The sequence below is a fragment of the Novosphingobium ovatum genome (genome assembly GCF_009909235.1).
GTDB classification, from domain to species: Bacteria; Pseudomonadota; Alphaproteobacteria; order Sphingomonadales; family Sphingomonadaceae; genus Novosphingobium; species Novosphingobium ovatum.
This window is the reverse complement of the sequence record NZ_JAAAPO010000003.1, coordinates 233822-256505: the sequence shown is the minus strand read 5'-3', so window position 1 is coordinate 256505 and position 22684 is coordinate 233822. Positions and strand designations below refer to the sequence as shown.

At 66.5% G+C, this 22684-nt stretch carries 20 protein-coding genes; 9 read left to right on the top strand and 11 right to left on the bottom strand.

Annotation, left to right across the window (positions count from 1 at the left end):
- The first annotated feature begins 54 nt into the window (after positions 1 to 54).
- From nirB to GTZ99_RS08765, 6 genes are all read left to right on the top strand, one after another.
- Positions 55 to 2562 carry a nitrite reductase large subunit NirB gene (gene nirB / locus GTZ99_RS08790; protein ID WP_161717951.1) on the top strand — a complete coding sequence of 836 codons (2508 nt, stop codon included), beginning with the start codon at positions 55 to 57 and terminating at the stop codon, positions 2560 to 2562.
- Positions 2559 to 2912 carry a nitrite reductase small subunit NirD gene (gene nirD / locus GTZ99_RS08785; RefSeq protein WP_161717949.1) on the top strand — a complete coding sequence of 118 codons (354 nt, stop codon included), beginning with the start codon at positions 2559 to 2561 and terminating at the stop codon, positions 2910 to 2912. The genes nirB and nirD overlap by 4 nt, the downstream gene beginning before the upstream one ends.
- The gene (locus GTZ99_RS08780; protein WP_161717947.1) at positions 2909 to 5440 is read left to right on the top strand and encodes a nitrate reductase; all 2532 of its coding nucleotides are present in this window, start codon (positions 2909 to 2911) and stop codon (positions 5438 to 5440) included. The genes nirD and GTZ99_RS08780 overlap by 4 nt, the downstream gene beginning before the upstream one ends.
- Positions 5433 to 6218 (top strand): uroporphyrinogen-III C-methyltransferase, encoded by a 786-nt coding sequence (gene cobA / locus GTZ99_RS08775; RefSeq protein ID WP_161717944.1) that lies wholly within the window; start codon positions 5433 to 5435, stop codon positions 6216 to 6218. Before GTZ99_RS08780 ends, cobA begins: the two co-directional genes overlap by 8 nt.
- A gap of 10 nt (positions 6219 to 6228) precedes the next feature.
- A complete protein-coding gene (locus GTZ99_RS08770; protein ID WP_161717942.1) occupies positions 6229 to 6639 on the top strand; it encodes a hypothetical protein in 411 nt (136 codons plus the stop codon).
- Between the two features lie 65 nt (positions 6640 to 6704).
- Complete coding sequence (locus GTZ99_RS08765; RefSeq protein WP_227711204.1) at positions 6705 to 8996, top strand: TonB-dependent receptor; 2292 nt, start codon at positions 6705 to 6707, stop codon at positions 8994 to 8996.
- Positions 8997 to 9042: 46 nt separating this feature from the next.
- On the opposite strand, the gene GTZ99_RS08760 is transcribed toward GTZ99_RS08765, so the two are convergent.
- Positions 9043 to 9426 (bottom strand): Rrf2 family transcriptional regulator, encoded by a 384-nt coding sequence (locus GTZ99_RS08760; RefSeq protein ID WP_161717940.1) that lies wholly within the window; start codon positions 9424 to 9426, stop codon positions 9043 to 9045.
- A gap of 148 nt (positions 9427 to 9574) precedes the next feature.
- On the opposite strand from GTZ99_RS08760, the gene hcp reads away from it, so the two are divergent.
- Entirely contained in the window at positions 9575 to 11215 is a 1641-nt protein-coding gene (gene hcp, locus GTZ99_RS08755) for a hydroxylamine reductase (protein WP_161717938.1), read from the top strand.
- A 59-nt stretch (positions 11216 to 11274) separates the two neighbouring features.
- Here hcp and GTZ99_RS08750 read toward each other — a convergent pair whose 3' ends face one another.
- The 10 genes from GTZ99_RS08750 to GTZ99_RS08705 form a co-directional block, all read right to left on the bottom strand.
- Positions 11275 to 11742: a GreA/GreB family elongation factor gene (locus GTZ99_RS08750; RefSeq protein WP_161717936.1), complete on the bottom strand. Its 468-nt coding sequence runs from the start codon at positions 11740 to 11742 to the stop codon at positions 11275 to 11277.
- 52 nt (positions 11743 to 11794) lie between these two features.
- Positions 11795 to 12421, bottom strand: a complete 627-nt coding sequence (locus GTZ99_RS08745) for a molybdenum ABC transporter ATP-binding protein (RefSeq protein ID WP_161717934.1) — start codon at positions 12419 to 12421, stop codon at positions 11795 to 11797.
- Positions 12411 to 13097, bottom strand: coding sequence for a molybdate ABC transporter permease subunit (gene modB, locus GTZ99_RS08740; protein WP_161717932.1), 687 nt, complete (start codon positions 13095 to 13097; stop codon positions 12411 to 12413). The genes GTZ99_RS08745 and modB overlap by 11 nt, the downstream gene beginning before the upstream one ends.
- A complete protein-coding gene (modA, locus tag GTZ99_RS08735; protein WP_161717930.1) occupies positions 13094 to 13894 on the bottom strand; it encodes a molybdate ABC transporter substrate-binding protein in 801 nt (266 codons plus the stop codon). The genes modB and modA overlap by 4 nt, the downstream gene beginning before the upstream one ends.
- 156 nt (positions 13895 to 14050) lie before the next feature.
- A complete protein-coding gene (locus GTZ99_RS08730; RefSeq protein ID WP_161717928.1) occupies positions 14051 to 15466 on the bottom strand; it encodes an aldehyde dehydrogenase family protein in 1416 nt (471 codons plus the stop codon).
- Between the two features lie 221 nt (positions 15467 to 15687).
- Complete coding sequence (locus GTZ99_RS08725) at positions 15688 to 17475, bottom strand: IlvD/Edd family dehydratase (RefSeq protein WP_161717926.1); 1788 nt, start codon at positions 17473 to 17475, stop codon at positions 15688 to 15690.
- A gap of 23 nt (positions 17476 to 17498) precedes the next feature.
- Positions 17499 to 18506, bottom strand: a complete 1008-nt coding sequence (locus GTZ99_RS08720) for a sugar kinase (protein ID WP_161717924.1) — start codon at positions 18504 to 18506, stop codon at positions 17499 to 17501.
- Positions 18506 to 19270, bottom strand: coding sequence for an SDR family oxidoreductase (locus GTZ99_RS08715; RefSeq protein ID WP_227711203.1), 765 nt, complete (start codon positions 19268 to 19270; stop codon positions 18506 to 18508). Before GTZ99_RS08715 ends, GTZ99_RS08720 begins: the two co-directional genes overlap by 1 nt.
- Complete coding sequence (locus GTZ99_RS08710) at positions 19267 to 20214, bottom strand: 2-hydroxyacid dehydrogenase (RefSeq protein ID WP_161717922.1); 948 nt, start codon at positions 20212 to 20214, stop codon at positions 19267 to 19269. Before GTZ99_RS08710 ends, GTZ99_RS08715 begins: the two co-directional genes overlap by 4 nt.
- A 6-nt stretch (positions 20215 to 20220) precedes the next feature.
- Positions 20221 to 20985 carry an SDR family oxidoreductase gene (locus tag GTZ99_RS08705; RefSeq protein WP_161717920.1) on the bottom strand — a complete coding sequence of 255 codons (765 nt, stop codon included), beginning with the start codon at positions 20983 to 20985 and terminating at the stop codon, positions 20221 to 20223.
- Between the two features lie 213 nt (positions 20986 to 21198).
- Here GTZ99_RS08705 and GTZ99_RS08700 point away from each other — a divergent pair, with 213 nt between their 5' ends.
- The gene (locus GTZ99_RS08700; protein WP_161717918.1) at positions 21199 to 22272 is read left to right on the top strand and encodes an L-idonate 5-dehydrogenase; all 1074 of its coding nucleotides are present in this window, start codon (positions 21199 to 21201) and stop codon (positions 22270 to 22272) included.
- Complete coding sequence (locus GTZ99_RS08695; RefSeq protein WP_161717916.1) at positions 22269 to 22601, top strand: hypothetical protein; 333 nt, start codon at positions 22269 to 22271, stop codon at positions 22599 to 22601. The genes GTZ99_RS08700 and GTZ99_RS08695 overlap by 4 nt, the downstream gene beginning before the upstream one ends.
- Positions 22602 to 22684 lie beyond the last annotated feature (83 nt).

Genomic DNA, 22684 nt, shown 5'->3' with positions numbered 1-22684 from the left:
TGTGTTCGTGGCGGCTTTTTCGCGTTGTCGCGTCGGCACAGGAGAGTTGACCCAATGAACGCCCCGCCCAACCTGCCGCCCGCCCCCATGGGCCGCGAACGTCTGGTGGTGATCGGCAATGGCATGGCCGGCTGCCGCGCGGTCGAAGAGATCCTGGCCCGCGATCCGGCCCGCTATGCCATCACCATCTTTGGCGCAGAGCCGCGGGTGAACTACAACCGCATCATGCTTTCGCCGGTGCTGGCGGGCGAAAAGACGTTTGATGATATCGTCATCAACACCGCGCAATGGTATGCTGACAACGCCATCACGCTGATTTCGGGCGATCCGGTCGTTTCGATCGATCGCGCGGCCCAGACGGTGATCAGCAAGGCGGGCCATGTGGAGCCCTATGACCGCCTGCTGATCGCCACCGGCAGCGATCCCTTCATCATCCCGGTGCCGGGCAAGGATCTGGCGGGCGTCGTCACCTTCCGCGATCTGGATGACGTGGACAAGATGCTGGCCGCGGCCGAAACCGGCGGGTCCGCCGTGGTGATCGGCGGCGGCCTGCTGGGGCTGGAGGCGGCGCATGGCCTGTGCCTGCGCGGCATGGCCACCACCGTCATCCACCTGATGCCCACGCTGATGGAGCGCCAGTTGGACGAGGCGGCGGGCTGGCTGCTGAAGACCGAGCTGGAGCGCCGTGGCCAGACCATCCTGACGGGCGCCGACACTGCCGAAATTCTGGGCGCCGATGGCAAGGTCACCGGCGTCCGCCTGAAGGACGGCCGCGAGATCGCCGCCGACATCGTGGTGATGGCCGTGGGCATCCGCCCCGCCACCGCTCTGGCCCGCGAAGCCGGGCTGGAGGTCGAGCGCGGCATTCTGGTCGACGACCACATGCTGACCAGCGACCCGGCAATCATGGCGGTGGGCGAATGTGTCCAGCATCGCGGCATCTGCTATGGGCTGGTCGCGCCGCTGTGGGACATGTGCCGCGTGCTGGCCGATGCGGCCGTGGGCGCACCGGGGGCAGGCTATGCCGGCTCGGTCACCAGCACCAAGCTGAAGGTATCGGGCATCGATCTGTTCTCGGCCGGTGACTTTTCGGGCGGCGAAGGGTGCGAGGACATCGTCATGCGCGACGCCGCGCGCGGCGCCTACAAGCGCGTCATCGTCAAGGACAACAAGCTGGTCGGCGCGGTGTTGTATGGCGACACCGCCGACGGCAGCTGGTATTTCGACCTGTTGAAGCGCGAGGAGGACATCAGCGCCATCCGTGAGGCGCTGATCTTTGGTCAGGCCTTTGCTTCCGGCGGGGGCGCCCTTGCGGACCCTAATGCCGCCGTTGCCGCCCTCTCGGACGATGCCGAGATCTGTGGCTGCAACGGCGTGACCAAGGGCACGGTGCTGGCCACCATCAACGCGGGCGCGTGCAGCCTGGACGCCGTGCGCAGCCAGTGCAAGGCCAGCGCGTCTTGCGGCTCGTGCACCGGGCTGGTGGAAAGCCTGTTGTCGCTGGCGCTGGGCGATGAGGTCAAATCCGGCCCCAAGACCATGTGCAAATGCACCACGTTCAGCCATGACGATGTGCGCCGCCAGATCGTCGAAAAGGAGCTGAAGGCGATCCCCGCCGTGATGCAGGCGCTGACGTGGAAGACGCCCGATGGCTGCGCTTCGTGCCGCCCGGCGCTCAACTATTACCTGCTGTGCGCATGGCCGGGCGAATATGTTGACGACCAAAAGAGCCGGTTCGTCAATGAACGCCTGCACGCCAACATCCAAAAAGACGGCACCTATTCGGTGGTCCCGCGCATGTGGGGCGGTGTCACCACGCCCGACGAATTGCGCGCCATTGCCGATGCGGCCGACAAATATCAGGCCCGTCTGGTCAAGGTTACCGGCGGTCAGCGCATCGACCTGTTCGGCATCAAGAAGGAAGATCTGCCCGGCATCTGGGCCGATCTGAACGCGGCCGGGATGGTATCGGGCCACGCCTATGGCAAATCGCTACGCACGGTCAAAACCTGTGTGGGCAGCGAATGGTGCCGGTTCGGCACGCAGGATTCCACCGGCCTTGGCATCAAGACCGAGCGGATGACCTGGGGTTCGTGGATGCCGCATAAGTTCAAAATCGCCGTGTCGGGTTGCCCCCGCAATTGCGCCGAAGCGACGATCAAGGACTTTGGCGTGATCTGCGTGGACTCAGGGTACGAACTGCATGTGGGCGGCAATGGCGGCATCCACCTGCGCGGCACCGACCTGCTGTCCAAGGTCACGACCGAGCAGGAAGCGCTGGACGTCTGCGCCGCCTTTATCCAGCTGTACCGCGAACAGGCGTGGTATCTGGAACGCACCGCGCCGTGGATCGAACGTGTCGGGCTGGACAGCGTCAAGGCGCAATTGTTCGATGATCCCGACGCGGTGGCCCGTCTGGCCGCGCGGTTCCATTATTCGCAACAGTTCATGCAGGACGATCCCTGGGCCCGCCGCGCCGCCGGTGAGGACGCCGAATTGCACCAGCATCTGGCGGAATTCCGCCCCTTTCCCACGCTGAACATCACGGAGGCCGCGCAATGATCGGCGAATGGATCGACATCGGCCCAACCGGCCAGATCAGCCCCGGCAACGCCCGCACCCTGCCGGTGCAGGGCGGTGAGGAGATCGCGATCTTCCACACCATGGATCACCAGTTCTATGCGCTGGTCAACAAATGCCCGCACAAGCATGGGCCTTTGAGCCAAGGCATCGTCCATGGCACCGAGGTCACCTGCCCGCTGCACAGCTGGAAGATCAGCCTGAAAACCGGCGAGGCGCAAGGCGATGACAAGGGCTGTGTGCCCACCATCCCGATCCGCGTCGACGCCGGGCGGCTGTATCTGCTGCGTTCCGCACTGATGGCGGCCCGTGCGCCGCAGGTGGCTGCGTGACAGGGGCGGCGATCCGCACCACCTGCGCCTATTGCGGCGTGGGCTGTGGCATCCGGGCAGAGGTGACAGGGCCGCGCGCTGTCACCATCCGGGGCGATGCGGATCACCCCGCCAATTTCGGCCGATTGTGTTCCAAAGGCACACATTTGGGCGAAACGGTGGGACTGGATGGGCGCTTGTTGACGCCGATGCTGGGCGACACCGCGGTGGAATGGGACGCGGCGCTGGACGCCGTGGCCGACCGGTTGCGCGACACGATCGAGCAGCACGGCCCTGATGCGGTGGCCTTTTACGTCTCGGGCCAATTGCTGACCGAGGACTATTACGTTGCCAACAAGCTGATGAAAGGCTTTGTCGGCAGCGCGAATATCGACACCAATTCAAGGCTTTGCATGGCCAGCGCGGTGGCGGCCCACAACCGCGCCTTTGCCGAGGATGTCGTCCCCGTCAGCTATGCCGATCTGGAAGCGGCCGATCTGATCGTGCTGTTGGGCAGCAATACCGCCTGGTGCCACCCGGTGATCTGGCAGCGGATCGAGGCCGCCCGCGCCGCGCGCGGCACCCGCATCGTGGTGATCGATCCGCGCCGCACCGAAACGGCCGAGCAAGCCGATCTGCACATTCCGGTCAGCCCCGATGGCGATGTCGCGCTGTTTGGCGCATTGCTGGCCGACATGCGCGCGCGCGGATTGACGGAGGGCGATGCGCCCGACGGGTTCTGGGACAGCCTGCCGCGCGATGCCGGGATTGACCCGGCACTGTTTGCCACGCTGGCCGATTGGGTGGCGGCAACCCCGCGCATGGTCACGGTTTTTTCGATGGGTGCCAATCAGTCGGTCAGCGGCACCGACAAGGGCAACGCCATCCTGAACCTGCACATCGCCATGGGCCGCATCAACGCGCCGGGCATGGGGCCGTTCAGCATGACCGGCCAGCCCAACGCCATGGGCGGCCGAGAGGTTGGTGGGCTGGCCAATATGCTGGCCTGCCACTTGGGTTTTTCGGACAATGAATTGCGCGATGTGGCGGGGTATTGGAACACCGCCAACATCTGTTCCGGCCCCGGCAAAAAGGCGGTCGACATGTTCCGCGCCATCGACGAAGGCCGGATCAAATTCCTGTGGGTGATGGCCACAAATCCCGCCGTTTCAATGCCTGACGCCGGATTTGTGCGCGCCGCGATGGCCAAATGCCCGACCGTTGTGGTGTCCGAAGTGATCGCCGACACCGACACCACCCGCCTGGCGCATATCCGTTTGCCCGCCCATGGTTGGGGGGAAAAGGACGGGACCGTCACCAATTCCGAACGCCGGATCAGCCGCCAGCGGGCGCTTTTCCCCGCCCCCGGTCAGGCCCGCGCCGATTGGTGGATCATGTCGCAGGTGGCCGCCCGAATGGGCTGGGCAGAAGCCTTTGCCTATACCCATGTGGCTGAAATCTGGCGCGAATATGCGGCAATGACGGCATTGTCCGTGCGCCATGGCAAGGCGCTGGACCTGACGCCCCAAGCCGCGGTGACCAATGCCGAATATGAGGAAATGACGCCTTTTCAATGGGGTGGCGCCTATCCCATGGACGGGCGGGCGATGAAGCTGGTGCCGGTGACAGCGCGGGCGCGCGCGCCTCTGCCCGAAGGCTATGATTTCCGTTTGAATACCGGGCGTTACCGCGATCAGTGGCACACCATGACGCGCACTGGTCTGGCGCCGACTCTGGCTCTGCACCGGCGCGAACCCCTTCTGGAGGTGCATCCCGATGACGCGGCCGCCCATGACCTGTCGGACGGGGGCTTGGCGCGTGTCGCAACCCTTTATGGCGAAAGCATTTTCCGCGTCACCATCACCGATGCGCAGCGCCGGGGCGATCTGTTTGTGCCCATGCATTGGACCGATGTGATGGGCAATGGCGGGCGCGCCAATCTGCTGCCCGGACAGCATGTCGACCCGGTTTCCGGCCAGCCGGGGTTCAAGAACACCCCTGCCCGCGTATCGCCTATCACCCCGAAATGGCGCGCTTTTCTGGTCCATCGCGATGTCATTGCGCCGGCCGGTGTGCTGTGGTTCAGCCGCTCGGCGGTCAAGGGCGGGTGGCTGTATGAACTGGCCGGGACCGCCCCTGTCGACATCGACGCCCTGCTGCCCAATGGCACGCGGCTGGAGGTGGTGGACACCACGCGCGGGATGCGCCGTTTTGCTATCATTGACAACAATAAGACCCTGTTAGCGGCGCTATATGTCACGCGCAACGGCACCCTGCCGCCGCGCGACTGGATCGCGGCGCAATTGGGGGCGCCGGGCGCCGCCACCGAATGGCTGGCCGCCCGGCCCAGCACCCCTGCCCCCGACCGTGGCGCGATCGTTTGCGTCTGTCATGGCGTGGGCACCAACGACATTGCCGATGCCGTGGCACAGGGCGCATGCAGCGTCGCGGCGATTGGTTCGGCGACAAAGGCGGGCACCAATTGCGGGTCGTGCCGCCCCGCCCTTTCCCGCCTGTTGGCCCAGATGATGGAGGCGTCCGATGCATGAGGATTTTCCAAATGGCAGCGTGTGGCTGGTGGGCGCTGGCCCCGGCGATCCGGAACTGTTGACGCGCAAGGCCGCCCGGCTGATCGGCATGGCGGACGTGGTGCTGTATGATGCGCTGGTTGGCGAAGGCGTGCTGGATCTGGCGCGGGTGGGCGCGCAGCTGGTCTATGTCGGCAAACGGTCGGGGCGGCATTCGCGCGATCAGGGCAGCATCGATCAGTTGATCGTCGAGGCCGCGCTGACCGGCGCGCGGGTGGTGCGGCTCAAGGGCGGCGACCCGTCGATCTTTGGCCGCAGCGCCGAGGAAATGACCGCCTGTCGCGCCGCTGGTGTGAGGGTGCAGGTATGTCCCGGCATCACCGCGGCCAGTGCGGCGGCGGCCAGTCTGGGCGTGTCACTGACGCTGCGGGGCATGGCGCGGCGGCTGACCTTTGTCACGGCGCATGCCCGCGCCGGTGAGGCGCTGGCGATGGATTGGGCGGCGCTGGCCGATCCGGGGGCGACACTGGCGGTCTATATGGGCAAGGCGGCGGCGCCCGAAGTGGCAACGCAATTGATCGGCGCGGGCATGGCGCCCGACACGCCCGTGGCGGTGATCGAAAACGCCAGCCTGCCCAACGAAACCACCGTCACCACCCGGCTGGACCTGTTGCCGCTGGCGGCCAAGGGGTTGCGCGGGGATGGTCCGGCGCTGTTGCTGATCGGTCAGGCGGTGGGACAGGATGTCCCAGCCACCGCGCAGGCCCAGCCCATTGCCACGGCGGTCCCCGCCCGCTAAAGCGCGGGGGATGATGCGTCTGCGCCTCTGGAGCCGGGCCAATTGGCCGCTGGCCGCCCTGTTGCTGGCGGTGGCACTGTGCATGAAGGCGCTGGTGCCCAGCGGCTATATGGTGTCGGCCGGGCGGACGCTGACCATCACCATCTGCGCCGACGCCAGCGGCAGCGCCATGACGCGGCAGATTGCCGTGGCGTCCGATGCCGCCACCCACGCCCATGACAGCGCCAAGGCCGACATGGCCAAAAAGCCCTGCGCCTTTACTGGACATGCCGCCGCCCTGATGGGCGGAGCCGATGGCTGGCTGCTGGCGGGCGCGCTGGCCTTTGTGCTGGCGCTGGGCTTTGCGCCGGTGGCGCGGCCCCGTCTGGCCCGCGCGACATGGGTGCTGCCCCCTGCCAGCGGGCCGCCGCTTTACGCCTGATCTCCTCGATGGCCGCGCGTCACGCGGTCCATGATCACGCGTATATAGCGAAAGCGATTTTTCCCATGAATACTGCTGTTTCCACGGTGGCACTGGCCGCTGTGCTGTGGGCTATGCCCGCCCATGCGGCGGAGGCCGATGCCGATGGCGATACCCGCACCATCGTTGTGACCGGTCAGGCGCAAACCGCCTCGATCGAGCGCGCGCCTAACACACAGGCCAGCCTCACCGCCGCTGCCATCGCCACGCAGGTCAACGCCGTCAGCACCGAAGACACGCTGAAGTACCTGCCCAGCCTGGTGATCCGCAAACGCCACATAGGCGACAATTTCGCCCCCATCGCCACCCGCACCAGCGGGCTTGGCTCCAGCGCGCGCAGTCTGATCTATGCCGATGGGGCGTTGCTCTCGGCGCTGATCGGCAACAACAATGGCAATGGCAGCCCGCGCTGGACGCTGGTCACCCCGGCCGAGATCGCGCGGGTGGATGTGCTGTATGGCCCGTTCAGCGCGGCCTATTCGGGCAATGCGATTGGCACGGTGGTCAACATCACCACCCGCACCCCCGACCGTCTGGAAGCCCAGATCAGCGCCACCACCCATGTCCAGCAATATGCCTATTACGGCACGCATCAAACGCTGCCGACATGGCAGGTGGCCGCATCGGTAGGTGACCGGTTCGGACCGCTGGCGTTGATGGCCGCCTTTACCCGCACCAATGCGCGCAGCCAGCCGGTCAGCTATGTCACCGCCACCAGCCTGCCTGCGGGCACCACTGGCGGCTATGGTGATGTGAACAAGACCGGCGCGGCGATCCGCGTGCTGGGCGCGGGCGGGATCGAGCATCATGTGCAGGACACGTATAAGCTGAAAGCGGTGCTGGACATCGCGCCGGGGGTGATGGCGCGCTATGTCCTGGGCATCTGGCGCGATGACACGCGGGGCGATGTGCAGTCATACCTGACCGGCACGGCATCGGGGGCGACCACCTATGCCACGGCGGCGTCGGGGGCGACCACGGGGTTCAATTCGGCGGTCTATACCCGCGATGCGCTGCATGTCAGCCATGTGGCCGAGCTGGCGGGGCACGGCGGGGCGCTGGACTGGCAGGTGATCGCCACGCGCTATCGCTATGCCCATGACCGGCAGAACAACCCCTCGCCCGATACGGCCAGCGGCACGACATTGGCCACCGGCTTTGTGGCCACGCGCAATGATCTGCCGGCCGCGCTGAATGGTGGGGCGGGGATCATCGCGCGGCAGGATGGCACCGGCTGGGACACGCTGGACGGGCGGGTGCTGGCGCGGGCGGGCGGCATGGGCACGATCAGCATCGGCGCCCATGCCGACCATGAAATCCTGAACGCCCAGACCCAGTCGATCGCCAATTGGCTGGACAGTGGATCGGCCACCGGCCAGACCCGTTCGGCCAGCCATGGCCAGACCCGCACGCTGGCGCTGTGGGCGCAGGACGAGCTGGCTCTGGCCCCGCATCTGACCCTGACGCTGGGCGGGCGGCAGGAATGGTGGCGGGCGTGGGATGGCTATAACGTCACGCTGTCCTCTACTGCCAACACGCGGCTGGTCCAGCCCACCCGCAGCTTTGCCGGCTTCAGTCCCAAGGCCAGTCTGACATGGGGCTTTGCCCCCGACTGGTCGGCGCGGGTTAGCGCAGGGCAGGCCTTCCGCATGCCCACCGTGGGCGAGCTGTACCAGACGGTCGCCAATGGCGTGTTGCTGACCAACCCCAACCCCAACCTGCTGCCCGAACGCGCGCGCAGCGTGGAACTGGCGGTGGAATATCGCGCCCGGCGCGGCAGCCTGCGGGTGTCCTTGCTGAACGAGCTGATCCAGAACGCGCTGATTTCGCAACTGAACGCGGCGACCGCCACCACCTATGTCCAGAACGTGGATCTGACGCGTGGGCGCGTGGTGGAAATCGCGGGCGAAAGGCGCGGCATTCTGGGCCGGGTGGACATTCAGGGCAGCATCACGCTGGCCGATGTCATCACCGCGCGCGACACGGTGTTCCCCGCTGCCGTGGGCAAGCAATTGCCCGGCGTCCCCCGGATGAAGGCCAGCGCGGTCGTCACCTATCACCCCACGCGCCAGATCAGCCTGTCGGCCGCGCTGCGCTATGCCAGCCGCCATTTCGCCAATCTGGACAACAGCGACACCGTGGGCAACACCTATCAGGGGTTTGACCGCTATGTCGTGGTGGATCTGCGGGCACAGTTCCGGGTAAGCGACCATTTCGAATGGTCGGTGGGCGTCGATAACGTCAACAATGACCGCTATTTCCTGTTCCACCCATTCCCACAGCGGTCATTCTTCGCCAGCGTGGGGTGGAAGCTGTAACCGCCCGGCCGGGCTGATGCGCGCGTCAGGCCGGCCGCCGCGCGCCTTAACGCATGATGTCCGCCAGCGTTGACTGGCGCAGCACCTCCAGAAACGCCGCCTTGGCCTGACGCAGCGCCAGTGGCAGCGTACAGCCGCGTATCAAACGGCAGGCGGTGCAATCCACCAGCTCGCAATTGGGCTCCATCGCGGCCACGACATCGCCGATGTTGATCTGATCAGCGGCGCGCGCCAGCCTGATGCCGCCGCCCCGCCCGCGCACGCCCTCGATAAAGCCGGCATGGACCAGATGGTTGGCCACCTTCATCAGGTGGGTGCGGGAAATGTCCTGGGTTTCAGCCACCTGTCCGATCGACACGCGCTGATCTCCGGCCTGTGCCAGACAGATCAGCAGGCGCAAGGCATAGTCGGTGTGACGGGTCAGTTGCATGGCGCCGCGTGTAGCGCATTTCTATCCGACAAGCGAGACAGGCCGAGGTGGCGCGACATTCCGTCCGTCCAAATTGATTCATCGCAAAGGCATCTTTTCCCGATTGCGATAAGTGGACTTCACAAGTCAACTTATCGGGAGAGAGCCGATGTATTGCGTGCAGTGCGAACAGTCGAACAAGGGCGGATGTGCGGTCAAGGTCGGCTCCTGCGGGAAAACCGCCGATGTGGCCGACATGCAGGACGTGCTGCTGCGCCTGATGCAGGGCGTGTCGGTCTATGCCGACCGCGCCGCGCAAAAGGGCGCCCGCGATGCGCAGGTCGATGCCTTTACCCCGCACGCGTGGTTCACCACGCTGACCAATGTGAACTTTGACGCGGACCGCTTTACCGCGCTGATCGGCGAAGCGCTGACGATGCGCACCCGCGCCCGCGCGCTGGCCGAGGACGCTGGCGCCGACCTGTCGGACCTGCCCGAGCCCGCCACATGGAACCCCGGCACCACCCCGTCCGAACTGGCCGCCGCCGCGCCGATGGCCGCGATCCAGCGCTTTATGGACCGTGACGGCCCCTCGGTCGTGGGCCTGCGCAATCTGGTGCTGTACGGGCTGAAGGGCACGGCCGCCTATTCCGAACATGCCCGCGTGCTGGGCCATGAAGAAGCCGCCGTTTGCGCCGAATTCCACCGCATTTCGGCCTTTCTGGCCACCGACCCGACCGATGTCGGCGCGCTGGTGGCGCAATCGCTGGCCATTGGCGCGCTCAACCTCAAGGTCATGGAGCTGCTGGACGCGGCCAACACCACCCGCTTTGGCCACCCCGAAGTGACGATGGTGCGCATGACCCCCGTGGCGGGCAAGTGCATTCTGGTGTCGGGCCATGACATGGGCGATCTGGAAACGATCCTGCAACAGACCGAAGGGACAGGCATCAACGTCTATACCCATGGCGAACTGCTGCCCGCCAACACCTATCCGGGGCTGAAGAAATTCGCCCATCTGGCCGGCAATTACGGCGGCGCGTGGCAGGATCAACAGCGCGACTTTGCCGCCTTCCCCGGCGCCATCGTGATGACCAGCAATTGCCTGATCAACCCGGAAATCAAGGGCTATGCCGACCGTCTGTTCACCGCGGGCCCGGTGGGCTGGAACGGCATCGCGCATATCCGCAACCATGATTTCGCCCCCGTCATCGCCTGCGCGCAGGCACAGGCCGGTTTTGAACAGGACGCCCCTGAACAGCGCATCCCGGCAGGCTTTGCCCGCAACACCGTGATGGGCGTGGCCGACACGCTGCTGGACATGATCGGCAAGGGTGACGTCAAGAACCTGTTCCTGATCGGCGGTTGCGACGGCGCGCGTCCGGGCCGCAACTATTTCCACGATCTGGCGATGGCCACGCCCAAGGACAGCCTGATCCTGACGCTGGGCTGTGGCAAGTTCCGCTTTAACCGCGAGGATCTGGGCGACATCAACGGCGTGCCGCGCGTGCTGGACATGGGCCAGTGCAACGATGCGTTTTCGGCCATTCAGGTGGCGGTTGCGGTCGCTGGCGCGCTGGGCTGTGGGGTCAATGACCTGCCGCTGCATTACGCCATCAGCTGGTTCGAGCAAAAGGCCACCGCCGTGTTGCTGACCATGCTGCATCTGGGGATCAAGAAGATCCACCTGGGCCCCACCCTGCCCCAGTTCCTGACGAGCGAAGTGCTGCAGGTGCTGGTCGACAATTTCGACATCCGCCCGACCGGCGATGTGCAGGAAGACCTGAACCGGATGCTGACCGCCGCCTGATCGGGCAGCCAGCACACATGATGGGGGGTGGGCCAGCGATGGCCTGCCCCCTTTGCGTGTCAGGTATAGGACGGGGCGATGGCGGTGATCTCGATCGCTTCTTCCCGGCCGTTGAAATCGCACCAATCGCCCACCTGCGCCCCCATCATCGCCCGCACCAATGGCGCCGACCACGCCAGCATGCCCGCCGCCGGGTCCGCCTGATCATCGCCCACAACGGTGACGCTGCGCGCCCGCCCGTTCAGGGTGAAATCCACGGTACAGCCAAACGCCACCTCGCTGCCATCGGGCGCGGGTTGCGGCTCCATCGTGGCGGCGCGGGTGCGCCAGTAACGCAACTGGCGGCGGGCCTTGGTGATCTCGGCCTCGTCGCTCAGGGTGGGGATCAGCGCCTCAAATTCGGCCATGCGGGCCAGCGTTTGCGCCGCGCCCTGCGGCGTCACGCGGTTGGGACCGGGCGGGATCGGCAGCTCGAATTTCGGCTCCAGATGTTCCTCATCGCCATCCCGGCGAAACGCGACACTCATGCTTGGCTCCTGTGGTCAGGGCGGGCGCTGTGCCGCCTGCGCCCACGCCCCGTCAAGCGCGTATCGTCACCACCTGCCCCGCCAGCCGGTCGACTTCGGCGCGGTCGTGGCCGACATACAGGATCGGCAGGCGCAATTCGTCGCGGAGGCGTTCGATCAGCCCCATGATTTCCTCCCGGCGCGCCGCGTCCAGCGAGGACAACGGCTCGTCCAGCAACAGGCAGCGCGCGCCCGACAACAGCGCCCGGCCAATCGCCACACGCTGTTTCTCGCCCCCTGACAGGTGGCGGACGCGGCGGGTGAGCAGCGCGCCAATGCCCAGCAGATCGCACACCTCGTCCAGCGTGATCCAGCGTTGATCGGGCGCGGCCAATTGCCAGCCATACAGCAGATTGTGCCGCACGTTCAGATGCGGGAACAGGCGATAGTCCTGAAAGACATAGCCGCAGCCGCGCGCCTGCACCGGCACATCCACCCCGGCGGCGCTGTCAAACAGCACGCGCCCGCCCACGACAATCCGCCCCGCATCGGGCCGCAACAGCCCGGCCACCATGTCCAGCACGCTGGTCTTGCCCGCGCCCGATGGGCCAAACAGCGCCGTCAGCCCGCCCGCGCTGGTGAATTGCGCGGCGATGGTCGCTTCGCCCCGGCGCAGGGTGACGTCGATATCAAAGCCCACCTTTGCCCCCCATCCGCCGCGCCAGCGCCTCTGACGCGGCCAGCGCGATCAGCGAGAGCGCCACCGCCACCATCGCCAGCCGGGTGACGGCCGCCTCGCCGCCGGGCAATTGCATCGCGGCATAGATCGCCAGCGGCAGCGTTTGCGTTTCGCCCGGAATGTTCGAAACAAAGGTGATCGTCGCGCCAAATTCGCCCAGCGACCGGGCAAAGCCCAGCACCAGCCCCGCCAGCACCCCCGGCATCGCCAGCGGCAGGGTGATCGTGGCAAACACCCGCCACCGATGCGCGCCCAGTGTGCGGGCCGCGTCCTCCAGCCGGATGTCCACCGCCTCGATCGACAGGCGCATGGCGCGCACCATCAGCGGAAACGCCATCACCGCACTGGCCAGCGCCGCCCCGGTCCAGCGGAACATCACCGTGATGCCCATCCCCGCCAGCCAGCGCCCCACGGCCCCTTGCGCGCCAAAGGCCAGCAGCAACAGCCAGCCCACCACCACCGGCGGCAGCACCAAAGGCAGATGCACCAGCGCGTCCAGCACCACCCGCCCGGCAAAGCGCCCACGCGCCAGCACCCAGGCCACGCCAAAGGCCAGCGGCGCCACGCCCAGCACCGCCACCGCGCTGACCTTTAGCGACAGGGCCACAATCGCCCAGCCATCCGCGTCCAGCATCATTTGGTGCCGAACCCATAACCGGCAAAAATCGCCCGCCCATCGCGTGAGAGCAGGAAACGGCGGAACCCCTCTGCCTGAGCGCCCGCCCCCGCGCCCGACAAGGCCGCCACCGGATAGGTGATCGGCTTGTGGCTACCCGCCGGGAACAGGGCGATGATCCGCACCTTGGGCTCCACCCGCGCATCGGTGGCGTAGACAATGCCCAGCGGCGCCTCACCCCGCGCCACCAGCGCCAGCGCGGCGCGCACGCTTTCCGCGCCCGCCACGCGGCCCGCCACACTGGGCCAGACCCGTAGACGGGTCAGGGCCTCTTGCGCATATTTGCCCGCCGGCACCGCGCCGGGCTGTCCCAGCGCAAGGCGGCCATCAGCGCCCAGCCCCGCTGCCAGCGGGAAACCCGGGCGGATGGTCATCGTCACCTTGCTGCCCGCAGGCGCGATCAAAGCCAGCCGGTTGGTCACCAGAGTCGCGCGTGTGCCCGCCCGCAACCATCCGCCCGGACGCCCCGGCGCGGTGGCGACATAATCCATCCATTCCTCATCAGCGGAAATGAACAGATCGGCGGGCGCGCCATTGACGATCTGACGCGCCAGTGCCGATGACGCGGCAAAGGACAGCACCGGCCGCACATGCCCGCGCGCGGCCCAGGCATCGGCGGCCTTGTTCAGCGATTCCTGCATACTGGCCGCGGCCAGCACTACCGGCCCGCGCGGCTGAGCCGCCGCCGCCGGCGCCAGCGACAGCGCCACAGCGGCCACAATCGCGCCCAGCGTGGCACGGCGGGGAATGGCAAACATGATCGGCAGGCTCCATGACCAAGGGGAAAGCGATATCCGTTCATATATAAATACCACCCCACCGCAAGCCCCCCGCCCAGCGCGCCAGCGCAGCCAAAACAAAACCGGCGGGACATCACTGCCCCGCCGGTCATGCATTTCAAACGTTGGGGTGGATCAGTCCACCAGTTCCACCGCATTGACGATATGCGCCTGCGTGTATTCCAGCAGACCCGCCTCGCCCAGTTCGGCGCCCAGACCCGACTGCTTGACGCCGCGGAACGGGATGTTGCCGTCAATCGCCAGATGCTGGTTCACCCAGACAGTGCCGGTGTCGATCTTGCGGGCGATTTCGATGGCGCGCGCGGTGTCGCGGCCCCACACGGTGCCACCCAGACCATATTCGCTGTCATTGGCGCGGGCGACCACATCATCGATGTCGCTGAACTTGAGCACCGGCAGAACCGGGCCAAACTGCTCTTCCTTGACCAGCGGCGCATCGTCATCCAGCCCGGCGACAATCGTGGGCGGGATGAAGAAGCCGGGGCGGTCCAGCGGCGCGCCACCGGCCAGCACCTGCCCGCGCTCACGCGCATCGGCCAGCAGCGCCGACACCTTGTCGAACTGCATCTTGTTCTGCACCGGGCCGATGGTGGTGCCCTGCTTGGTGCCATCGTCCACCACGGCATTCTGGGCCAGAGCGGTGATTTCGCTCAGGAATTCGTCATAGACCGATTCATGGACATAGGCGCGCTTGATCGCCACGCAGATCTGCCCGGCGTTGGTCATCGCGCCCTGATAGACCTTCTCGGCGGCCAGCTTGGCGGGCATGTCGTCCAGCACGATGGCCGCGTCATTGCCGCCCAGCTCCAGCGTCACGCGCTTGACCGTGCTGGCCGAGGACGCCATCACCTTCTTGCCGGTGGCGGTCGAGCCGGTAAAGCCAACCTTGGCGATGTCGGGGTGGTTGGTGATCAGCGCGCCCAGTTCGTTCTGGTCGCACACGATGTTCAACACGCCAGCAGGCAGCACTTCATTGGCCAGTTCGCCAAACAGCAGCGTGGTCAACGGGGTGGTCGGCGCGGGCTTGGCCACCATGGTGTTGCCGGTCACCAGACACGGACCCAGCTTGTTGGCCAGCAGGATGATCGGGAAGTTCCACGGCGTGATCGCGGCGCACACGCCCAGCGGGGTGCGGTGTTCGAACACCTGATTGCCGCCCTCGTTCTTCAGCACCTTCTCCTTGACGCGCATGTCGGCAAAAGCCTTCAGCGTGAAGACGGTGCCGATCACCTCGCCATGGGCCTGATCCAGCGGCTTGCCCTGCTCGGCGGTCAGCAGGCGGGCGAATTCGTCGATGCGCGCCATCAGGCGGTCGGCGATTTCGTGCACCATGGCGGCGCGTTCGTCCTGCGTGCGGGCCGACCATGCCGGGAAAGCGGCCTTGGCGGCGGCAACGGCGGCGTTCAGCTGGGCCTCGTCCGCCTTGGGGCAGCTGGCGACCACGGCTTCGGTGGCGGGATTGATCACGTCAAAGCTGCTGGCACCAGCAACCAGCTGACCATCAATCAACAGACGGTATTCGTGCGACATTTTGCCTCTCCACGCGTGCAGGCCGTGCGCGGGAACCGATCCCCCGCCATCCCGGCCGACTCTAACAATATTTACGATGCAATCGCGGCCACGTCCACTGTCACAGCCGCCCTGCATCGCTCGGGCGTGGGCTTTGTACGCCGCATCGCCAGTGCCGCAAAGGTAATGCAGCAATTGTTATTTTCAATAGCTGTTTTTCGCGCAGCATGACCCGCGCCGCCTTAGTGGTTGTCGCGCGGCAGCCCTTGCGTCTGGGCGATGCGCTGAAACGCTTCGGCGCCTTCCAGAATGGCGCCCTGCCCCAATTGGCCGACATGGGCGCGCTGGATCGCCTGCCACGGGGTCTGGCTGGCCGGATAGCGATAGCCGCCCGCCTGCGCCAAAGCCGCCCGCCGTGCCGCCAGTTCCGCATCGTCAATCAACACATCTGCCGTGCCGCGCCGCAGGTCGATCCGCACCCGGTCACCACTGTGCAACAGCGCCAATCCGCCTGCCGCCGCCGCCTCCGGACTGGCGTTCAGGATCGAGGGGCTGCCGCTGGTGCCCGATTGCCGGCCATCGCCAATGCAGGGCAGATGGCTGACACCTTCGCGCAGCAGATGGGCCGGCGGGCGCATGTTCACCACCTCGGCCGCGCCGGGATAGCCGATCGGCCCCGCCCCGCGCATCACCAGCAAGGTGTTCTGGGTGATGCCGCTGGCCGGATCATCGATGCGCGCGTGGTAATCCTCCGGCCCGTCAAACACCACCACCGGGCCTTCAAACGCATCGGGGTCATCGGGGTTGGACAGGTATCGGGCGCGGAATTCCGGGCTGATGACGCTGGTCTTCATTACCGCGCTGTCGAACAGATTGCCGCGCAGCACGATAAACCCGGCCTGATCCACCAAAGGCGCGGCAAAGGGGCGGATGACATCGGCGTCCTCGGTCGGCACGCCGCGACAATTCTGACCGATGGTGCGGCCATTGGCGGTCATCGCGGCCTCGTCAATCAGGCCCGCCGCGATCAGTTGCGACACCACGGCGGGCACCCCGCCCGCGCGGTAGAAATCCTCACCCAGATAGGCGCCAGCAGGCTGCATATTGACCAGCAAGGGCACCTGATGGCCGTGCGTCTGCCAATCGGTGATGTCCAGATCGACGCCCATGTGGCGGGCAATCGCCATCAGATGGATCGGCGCATTGGTGCTGCCGCCGATGGCCGAAGTCACACGGATGGCGTTCAGAAACGCCGCGCGGGTCATGATGTCGGACGGTTTCAGATCCTCGCGCACCATGTCGACGATGCGCAGCCCGGTGCGCCAGGCCATCTCCTGCCGGTCGCGGTGGGGGGCGGGGATCGCCGCGCACCCGGGCAGGCTCATCCCCAGCGTTTCGGCCAGCGCATTCATCGTGCCGGCGGTGCCCATCGTGTTGCAATAGCCGGTGCTGGGCGCGCTGGCCGCGACCATGCGGACGAAACCATCATGGTCGATTTCGCCACGCGTCAGCATCTCGCGCGCGGCCCACACGATGGAACCGCTGCCGGTGCGCTGCCCCTTGTACCAACCGTTCAGCATCGGCCCCACCGACAGGGCAATCGCGGGCAGGTTGACCGTGGCCGCCGCCATCAGGCAGGCCGGCGTTGTCTTGTCACAACCGATGGTCAGCACCACGCCATCCAGCGGATAGCCGTACAACACTTCGACCAGCCCCAGATAGGCCAGATTGCGGTCCAGCCCGGCGGTCGGACGCTTGCCGGTTTCCTGAATGGGGTGAACGGGGAATTCAAACGGCACGCCGCCCGCCTGACGGATCCCATCGCGCACCCGCTCGGCCAGCACCAGATGGTGGCGGTTGCACGGGCTAAGGTCGCTGCCGGTCTGGGCGATGCCGATGATCGGCTTGCCGCTGCGCAATTCCTCCATCGACAGGCCATAATTCAGGTAACGCTCCAGATAGAGCGCGGTCATGTCGATGTTGTCGGGGTTGTCAAACCACGCCGCCGAGCGCCAGTTGGGCTGAGTCATGATCGCAAATCGCCTGTGGTTGATCAGCGGCGGATGTCGCCACCACCATTGGCCAGATTGGTCAGTTCACCCGCGCTGATCTGGCAGAAATCGCCGTGGATGCCGTGCTTTACCGCGCCCAGCGTCAGGCCATCGCGCGCCGCCTGCGCCACATCCGCCCCCATCAGCCAGCTATGCAGCACCCCCGCGGCAAAGGCGTCCCCCGTGCCCACCCGGTCGACAATCGCGGTAACATCGACAGGTGCCGTTTCATGCCCGCCATCGCGCGCATCCACGCGGGCCGACAGGCGGTGGTGGTCATGGCCCAGCATGGCGCGCTGTGTGCTGGCCATCCAGCGCAGGCGCGGGAATGTGGCAAAGGCCAGATCGGCCACCGCGCGGCGCTGATCAGGCGTATCGGCGGGCAGATCGCGCCCGGTCAACAGCGCCAGATCGCGGTGGTTGGCAAACAGGATATCGGCCTGATCCACGCATTCACTCAGGATCGCGGCGGCGTCCCCCGCCCATGCCTGCCACAACAGCACGCGGTAATTGGGATCAAAGCTGACGGGCACACCCGCCCCCCGCGCCGCCGCCAATGCCGCGCGGATCAGTGCCACGCCATTTGGGCCCAGCGCCGGGATGATCCCCGACAGGTGCAACAGATCGGCCCCCGCCAGCAACCCGTCCCAGTCAAACGCGTCGGGGTCGGCCTGAACAAAGGCACTGAAATCGCGGTCATAAGTGATCTGCGCCGGGCGGACACCCGAACCGGTTTCCAGATAATAGACGCCCATGCGCCCGGCCCCGCGCCGCAGATGCGTCACATCCACGCCCGCCCCGCGCATCGCCCCCACGAAGCGGTCGCCCAGCCCGTTGCCCGGTACGCAGGAGGCATAGCGCACCCCATGCCCCAGCCCCGCCAGCGTTGCCGCCACATTCGCCTCTGCCCCGCCGGCCACCACGTCCAGTGTGTCGACGCCCGACAGGCGGCGGCCATTGGGCGTGCTCAGCCGCAGCAGGGCTTCGCCAAAACAGGCGACCCGCGCCATCAGCCGCGCCCGACAAACGGCATGGCCGTGGCCATCACCGTCATGAATTGCACATTGGCCGACAGGGGCAAACAGGCCATATTGGCCACCGCCTCACCCACCAGTGCCACGTCGATCACCGGCTCGGGGGCCATCGTGCCATTGGCCTGTGGCACACCGCGCAGCATCGCGGCGGCCATGTCGGTGGCGGCATTGCCGATGTCGATCTGGCCACAGGCGATGTTCAGCGCCCGCCCATCCAGCGATGCCGCCTTGGTCATGCCGGACACGGCGTGTTTGCTGGCGGTATAGGCGATCGATCCGGGGCGCGGCACATAGGCCGAGATCGACCCGTTGTTGATGATCCGCCCGCCCTGTGGCGACTGTGCGCCCATCACCCGGAACGCGGCCTGCAGGCACAGGAACATGCCCGTGACATTGGTGTCGATCACCCGCCGCCAATCGTCCTCGGCCACATCGGCGATGGGGGTCGAAGGCAGGCTGATCCCCGCGTTGTTGAACAACACATCCACCCTGCCAAACCGCGCCACCGCCGCGTCAAACAGCGCGGTGACGCTGGCACTGCTGGTGACGTCCGCCTCGACACACAGGGTGTCGGCCCCGCCCATCAGCGCCGCCGTCTCCTGCAAAGGCCCCAGCCGCCGCCCCGCCAACACCAGACGGAACCCCCGCCCCGCCAGCGCCAGCGCCGCCGCGCGGCCAATGCCGCTGCCCGCCCCCGTGATCAGCGCGACCGATCCGGTCATGTCGGGCACCGCGCTCATACGACGCGGGCGGGCAGATCGCGCCCGGCCAGAAAAGCGTCCAGATTGGCCAACACCAGATCGGCCATCGCCAGCCGCGTCTCCACCGTGGCGCTGGCGATATGCGGGGTAAAGAACGTGTTGTCACAGGCCAGCAGGCTGTCGGGCACATTGGGCTCGTCGGCAAAGACGTCCAGCGCGGCGCCGGCAATATGCCCCGCCGCCAAAGCCTGCGCCAAAGCGGCCTCATCCACCACCGACCCGCGCGCCACATTCACCAGATAGCCCTGCGGCCCGAGCGCTGCCAGCACATCGGCATTGATCAGCCCCTGCGTCGCGGCATTGGCGGCACAGGCCACCACCAGCACATCGCAATGGGCCGCCAGCGTGGCCGCATCCGGGTGATAGGCCCAGGCCACATCCTTGGGCGCGGTGCCGCAATAGCTGACCGGGCCAAACGGTTCCAACCGGCGGGCGATGGCCGCGCCAATCCGGCCCAGACCGACAATGCCAAACCGCCGCCCCGACACCTTGCGCGCCAGCGGCCAGTCGCGGTGGCCCCAATGGCCCGCCCGGACATAGGCATCCGCCCCCGCCAGATCGCGCAACAGGCCAATCACCAGCCCCACCGCCAGATCGGCCACATCATCGGTCAGCACATCGGGCGTATTGCCCACCAGCACCCCGCGCGCGGCGGCCAGCTTCAGGTCCACCTTGTCAAAACCCACGCCGTTGATCGCGATCAGCCCCAACGCGGGCAACGCCTGCATCAGATCCGCCGGGCAGCCGATATGCCCGCCCGTCAGCACCGCGCGCACATCACCGGCATGCGCCGCCAGCCATGCGGCCTGACCCGCGCCATCCAGTTCAAACCAGCGGCAGATCGCCACGCGCTGGCCCAGTGCCTGCTCCAGATAGGGCGAGAGCGGGCACAGTTGCAGCGCCAAAGGAAGAGAAGCGGTCATGGCCAATCAAATCACCGATACAATGCCGCCATCGACAAAGATGGTCTGGCCGTTGACAAAATCCGAAGCGGACGAAGCAAGGAACACGGCGGCCCCGTGCAGGTCCTCCAGCCGGCCCCAGCGCCCGGCGGGGGTGCGCTTGCACAACCACGCATCGAACACCGGGTCCTCGACCAACGCCTTGTTCAGGGGGGTATCGAAATAGCCCGGCGCGATGGCGTTGATCTGCAAGCCCCGCGCCGCCCAATCGGCGCACATGCCGCGCGTCAGGTTGCGGATCGCCCCCTTGCTGGCGGTATAGGGGGCGATATTGGGCCGCGCCAGTTCCGACTGAACCGAAGCGATATTGATGATCTTGCCCCGACCGCGCGCCAGCATCCCCTGCGCAACGGCCCGGCTGACATAGAACACGCTGTTCAGATTGGTGTCCATCAACGCATGCCAATCATCATCGGCAAATTGGTCCAGCGGCGCGCGGCGTTGAATGCCTGCATTGTTCACCAGAATGTCGATCGGGCCGATCCGGCTTTCGATATCGGCGATGCCGGCGGTGACGGCGGCGCTGTCGCACACGTCAAAGGCGGCGGTGTCGACCTGCGCGCCATCAACCCGCAAGGCCTGCGCCGCCTGCGCCAGCGCATCGGCACTGCGACCATTGATCACCACCCGCGCGCCCGCCCCGGTCAGCGCCTGCGCAATGGCATGGCCAATCCCGCGCGAACCGCCGGTAATCAGCGCCGTGCGCCCGGACAAGTCAAACAGCCGGCTCATTCCTCCACCCCCAAACTTTCGCGGATTCGTCTTGCTCTTGGCCTATAAAGGGACCGATACCATTGCAAGGCCTATTTTGCACATCGCCCATTTTCCGCCAATTTTCCGGGAAACTCCGACCAGGGATTGCCGCATGCGCATTCTGCCGGTTTACATCGCGCCGCAATTGATGATATCGGTCCCAACGAAACGCACATACCCGTGGAGATGCCGATGCGCGCTGTTGTCTGTCATGGCCGCCATGACCTGAGGGTCGAACCCGTTGAAACCACCCCGCTGGCCGCCGATCAGGTGCGCGTGGCGGTGGCGTTTGGCGGCATTTGCGGATCGGACATGCATTATTTCCATCGTGGCGCGGTGGGCGATTTTGCCGTGCGGCAGCCTTTGGTGCTGGGCCATGAGATCTCGGGCGTGGTGGCCGAGGTGGGCGCGGCCGCGACCCATCTGCGCCCCGGCATGAAGGCGGCGCTGGACCCCAGCCGCCCCTGCCTGACATGTGCCTATTGCCGCGAAGGGCGGATGAACCTGTGCGCCGACATGTGGTTTCTGGGCAGCGCGGGCCGCTTTCCGCACTCGCAGGGCGGGTTTTCGCAGGCGCTGACGCTGCGCATGGATCAGATCATCCCGGTGCCCGATGACACCGATCTGCTGGAACTGTCGGTGGCCGAACCGCTGTCGGTGGGGCTGCATGCGGTCAACCGCGCGGGCAATCTGCTGGGCAAGCGGGTGATTGTCACCGGGTCCGGCCCGATCGGCCTGTTGACGGCGCGCAGCGCGGCGCTGGCGGGCGCGGCGCAGGTGGTCTGCACCGATATCGAGGACGCCCCGCTGGCCATTGCCCGCGCGCACATGGGCGCGACCGACACGGTGAACGTGGCGCGCGATGCCGCCCGCTTTGACGACTGGGCCGCCGCCGGGGGTCATTTCGACGTCGCCTTCGAGGCTTCGGGCACGCATGCGGCGCTGAACTCGCTGTTCCCGATCCTGCGCAAGGGGGGCAAGATCGTGCAGGTGGGCATGTGCCCGCCCGGCCCCGCGCCCATCCCGATCAACATGTTGCAAGCCCGCGAAATCGAGCTGTTGGGCGCCTTTCGCGCCAATGGCGAGTTCCGCGACGCGGTGGAGGCCATCGTCACCCGCCGCATCGACGTGCGCCCGATCCTGTCGGGCACATTCCCCATCGCCCGCGCCGAAGACGCCTTTCATCAGGCCGGTGACCGCAGCCGGGTGATCAAACTGCACATCGCCATTCAGGACGGCGCCATTCAGGAAGAACCGACCGCATGATTACCCGTACCGCCATTTTCGAAGGCCGCGTAACGCCGGGCAAGGAAGAGGATTTCTTTGGCGCGGTGGAAAGCCGTCTGGCGCCGATGTGGGCCGATTTTCCGGGCGCATGCAATGTGCGCTGGTTCCGGGTGAACGATGCGGACGCGGACGCGGCCCCCATCGCCATGATCCAGCAGGTGGATTACCCCAGCCGCGCGGCGCTGGCCGCCGCCATTGCCTCGCCCCAGCGCGACCGGGCGCGGGCGCTGACGCTGGAACTGATGCAGATGTTCGAGGGCCGCTTTTACCATCTGATCAGCGGCCAGGACGAATTGGTCAACACCTGAGCATAAGCCCAAGGACGCCATGGCGGGCGATGGGCGCGATGCTATAGTCGCGGCAAAAGACGTCAGGTGATCGAAAGGACCAA

What these genes read in the sequence shown, in the direction of transcription:
- nirD (WP_161717949.1), top strand. Translation starts at nt 2,559, where the DNA reads ATGATCGGCGAATGGATCGACATCGGCCCAACCGGCCAGATCAGCCCC.
- modB (WP_161717932.1), bottom strand. Translation starts at nt 13,097, where the DNA reads ATGATGCTGGACGCGGATGGCTGGGCGATTGTGGCCCTGTCGCTAAAG.
- GTZ99_RS08715 (WP_227711203.1), bottom strand. Translation starts at nt 19,270, where the DNA reads ATGAGCGCGGTGCCCGACATGACCGGATCGGTCGCGCTGATCACGGGG.
- GTZ99_RS08695 (WP_161717916.1), top strand. Translation starts at nt 22,269, where the DNA reads ATGATTACCCGTACCGCCATTTTCGAAGGCCGCGTAACGCCGGGCAAG.
- GTZ99_RS08725 (WP_161717926.1), bottom strand. Translation starts at nt 17,475, where the DNA reads ATGACTCAGCCCAACTGGCGCTCGGCGGCGTGGTTTGACAACCCCGAC.
- nirB (WP_161717951.1), top strand. Translation starts at nt 55, where the DNA reads ATGAACGCCCCGCCCAACCTGCCGCCCGCCCCCATGGGCCGCGAACGT.
- GTZ99_RS08765 (WP_227711204.1), top strand. Translation starts at nt 6,705, where the DNA reads ATGAATACTGCTGTTTCCACGGTGGCACTGGCCGCTGTGCTGTGGGCT.
- cobA (WP_161717944.1), top strand. Translation starts at nt 5,433, where the DNA reads ATGCATGAGGATTTTCCAAATGGCAGCGTGTGGCTGGTGGGCGCTGGC.
- GTZ99_RS08705 (WP_161717920.1), bottom strand. Translation starts at nt 20,985, where the DNA reads ATGAGCCGGCTGTTTGACTTGTCCGGGCGCACGGCGCTGATTACCGGC.
- GTZ99_RS08750 (WP_161717936.1), bottom strand. Translation starts at nt 11,742, where the DNA reads ATGAGTGTCGCGTTTCGCCGGGATGGCGATGAGGAACATCTGGAGCCG.
- GTZ99_RS08700 (WP_161717918.1), top strand. Translation starts at nt 21,199, where the DNA reads ATGCGCGCTGTTGTCTGTCATGGCCGCCATGACCTGAGGGTCGAACCC.
- GTZ99_RS08760 (WP_161717940.1), bottom strand. Translation starts at nt 9,426, where the DNA reads ATGCAACTGACCCGTCACACCGACTATGCCTTGCGCCTGCTGATCTGT.
- modA (WP_161717930.1), bottom strand. Translation starts at nt 13,894, where the DNA reads ATGTTTGCCATTCCCCGCCGTGCCACGCTGGGCGCGATTGTGGCCGCT.
- GTZ99_RS08730 (WP_161717928.1), bottom strand. Translation starts at nt 15,466, where the DNA reads ATGTCGCACGAATACCGTCTGTTGATTGATGGTCAGCTGGTTGCTGGT.
- GTZ99_RS08710 (WP_161717922.1), bottom strand. Translation starts at nt 20,214, where the DNA reads ATGACCGCTTCTCTTCCTTTGGCGCTGCAACTGTGCCCGCTCTCGCCC.
- GTZ99_RS08770 (WP_161717942.1), top strand. Translation starts at nt 6,229, where the DNA reads ATGATGCGTCTGCGCCTCTGGAGCCGGGCCAATTGGCCGCTGGCCGCC.
- hcp (WP_161717938.1), top strand. Translation starts at nt 9,575, where the DNA reads ATGTATTGCGTGCAGTGCGAACAGTCGAACAAGGGCGGATGTGCGGTC.
- GTZ99_RS08720 (WP_161717924.1), bottom strand. Translation starts at nt 18,506, where the DNA reads ATGGCGCGGGTCGCCTGTTTTGGCGAAGCCCTGCTGCGGCTGAGCACG.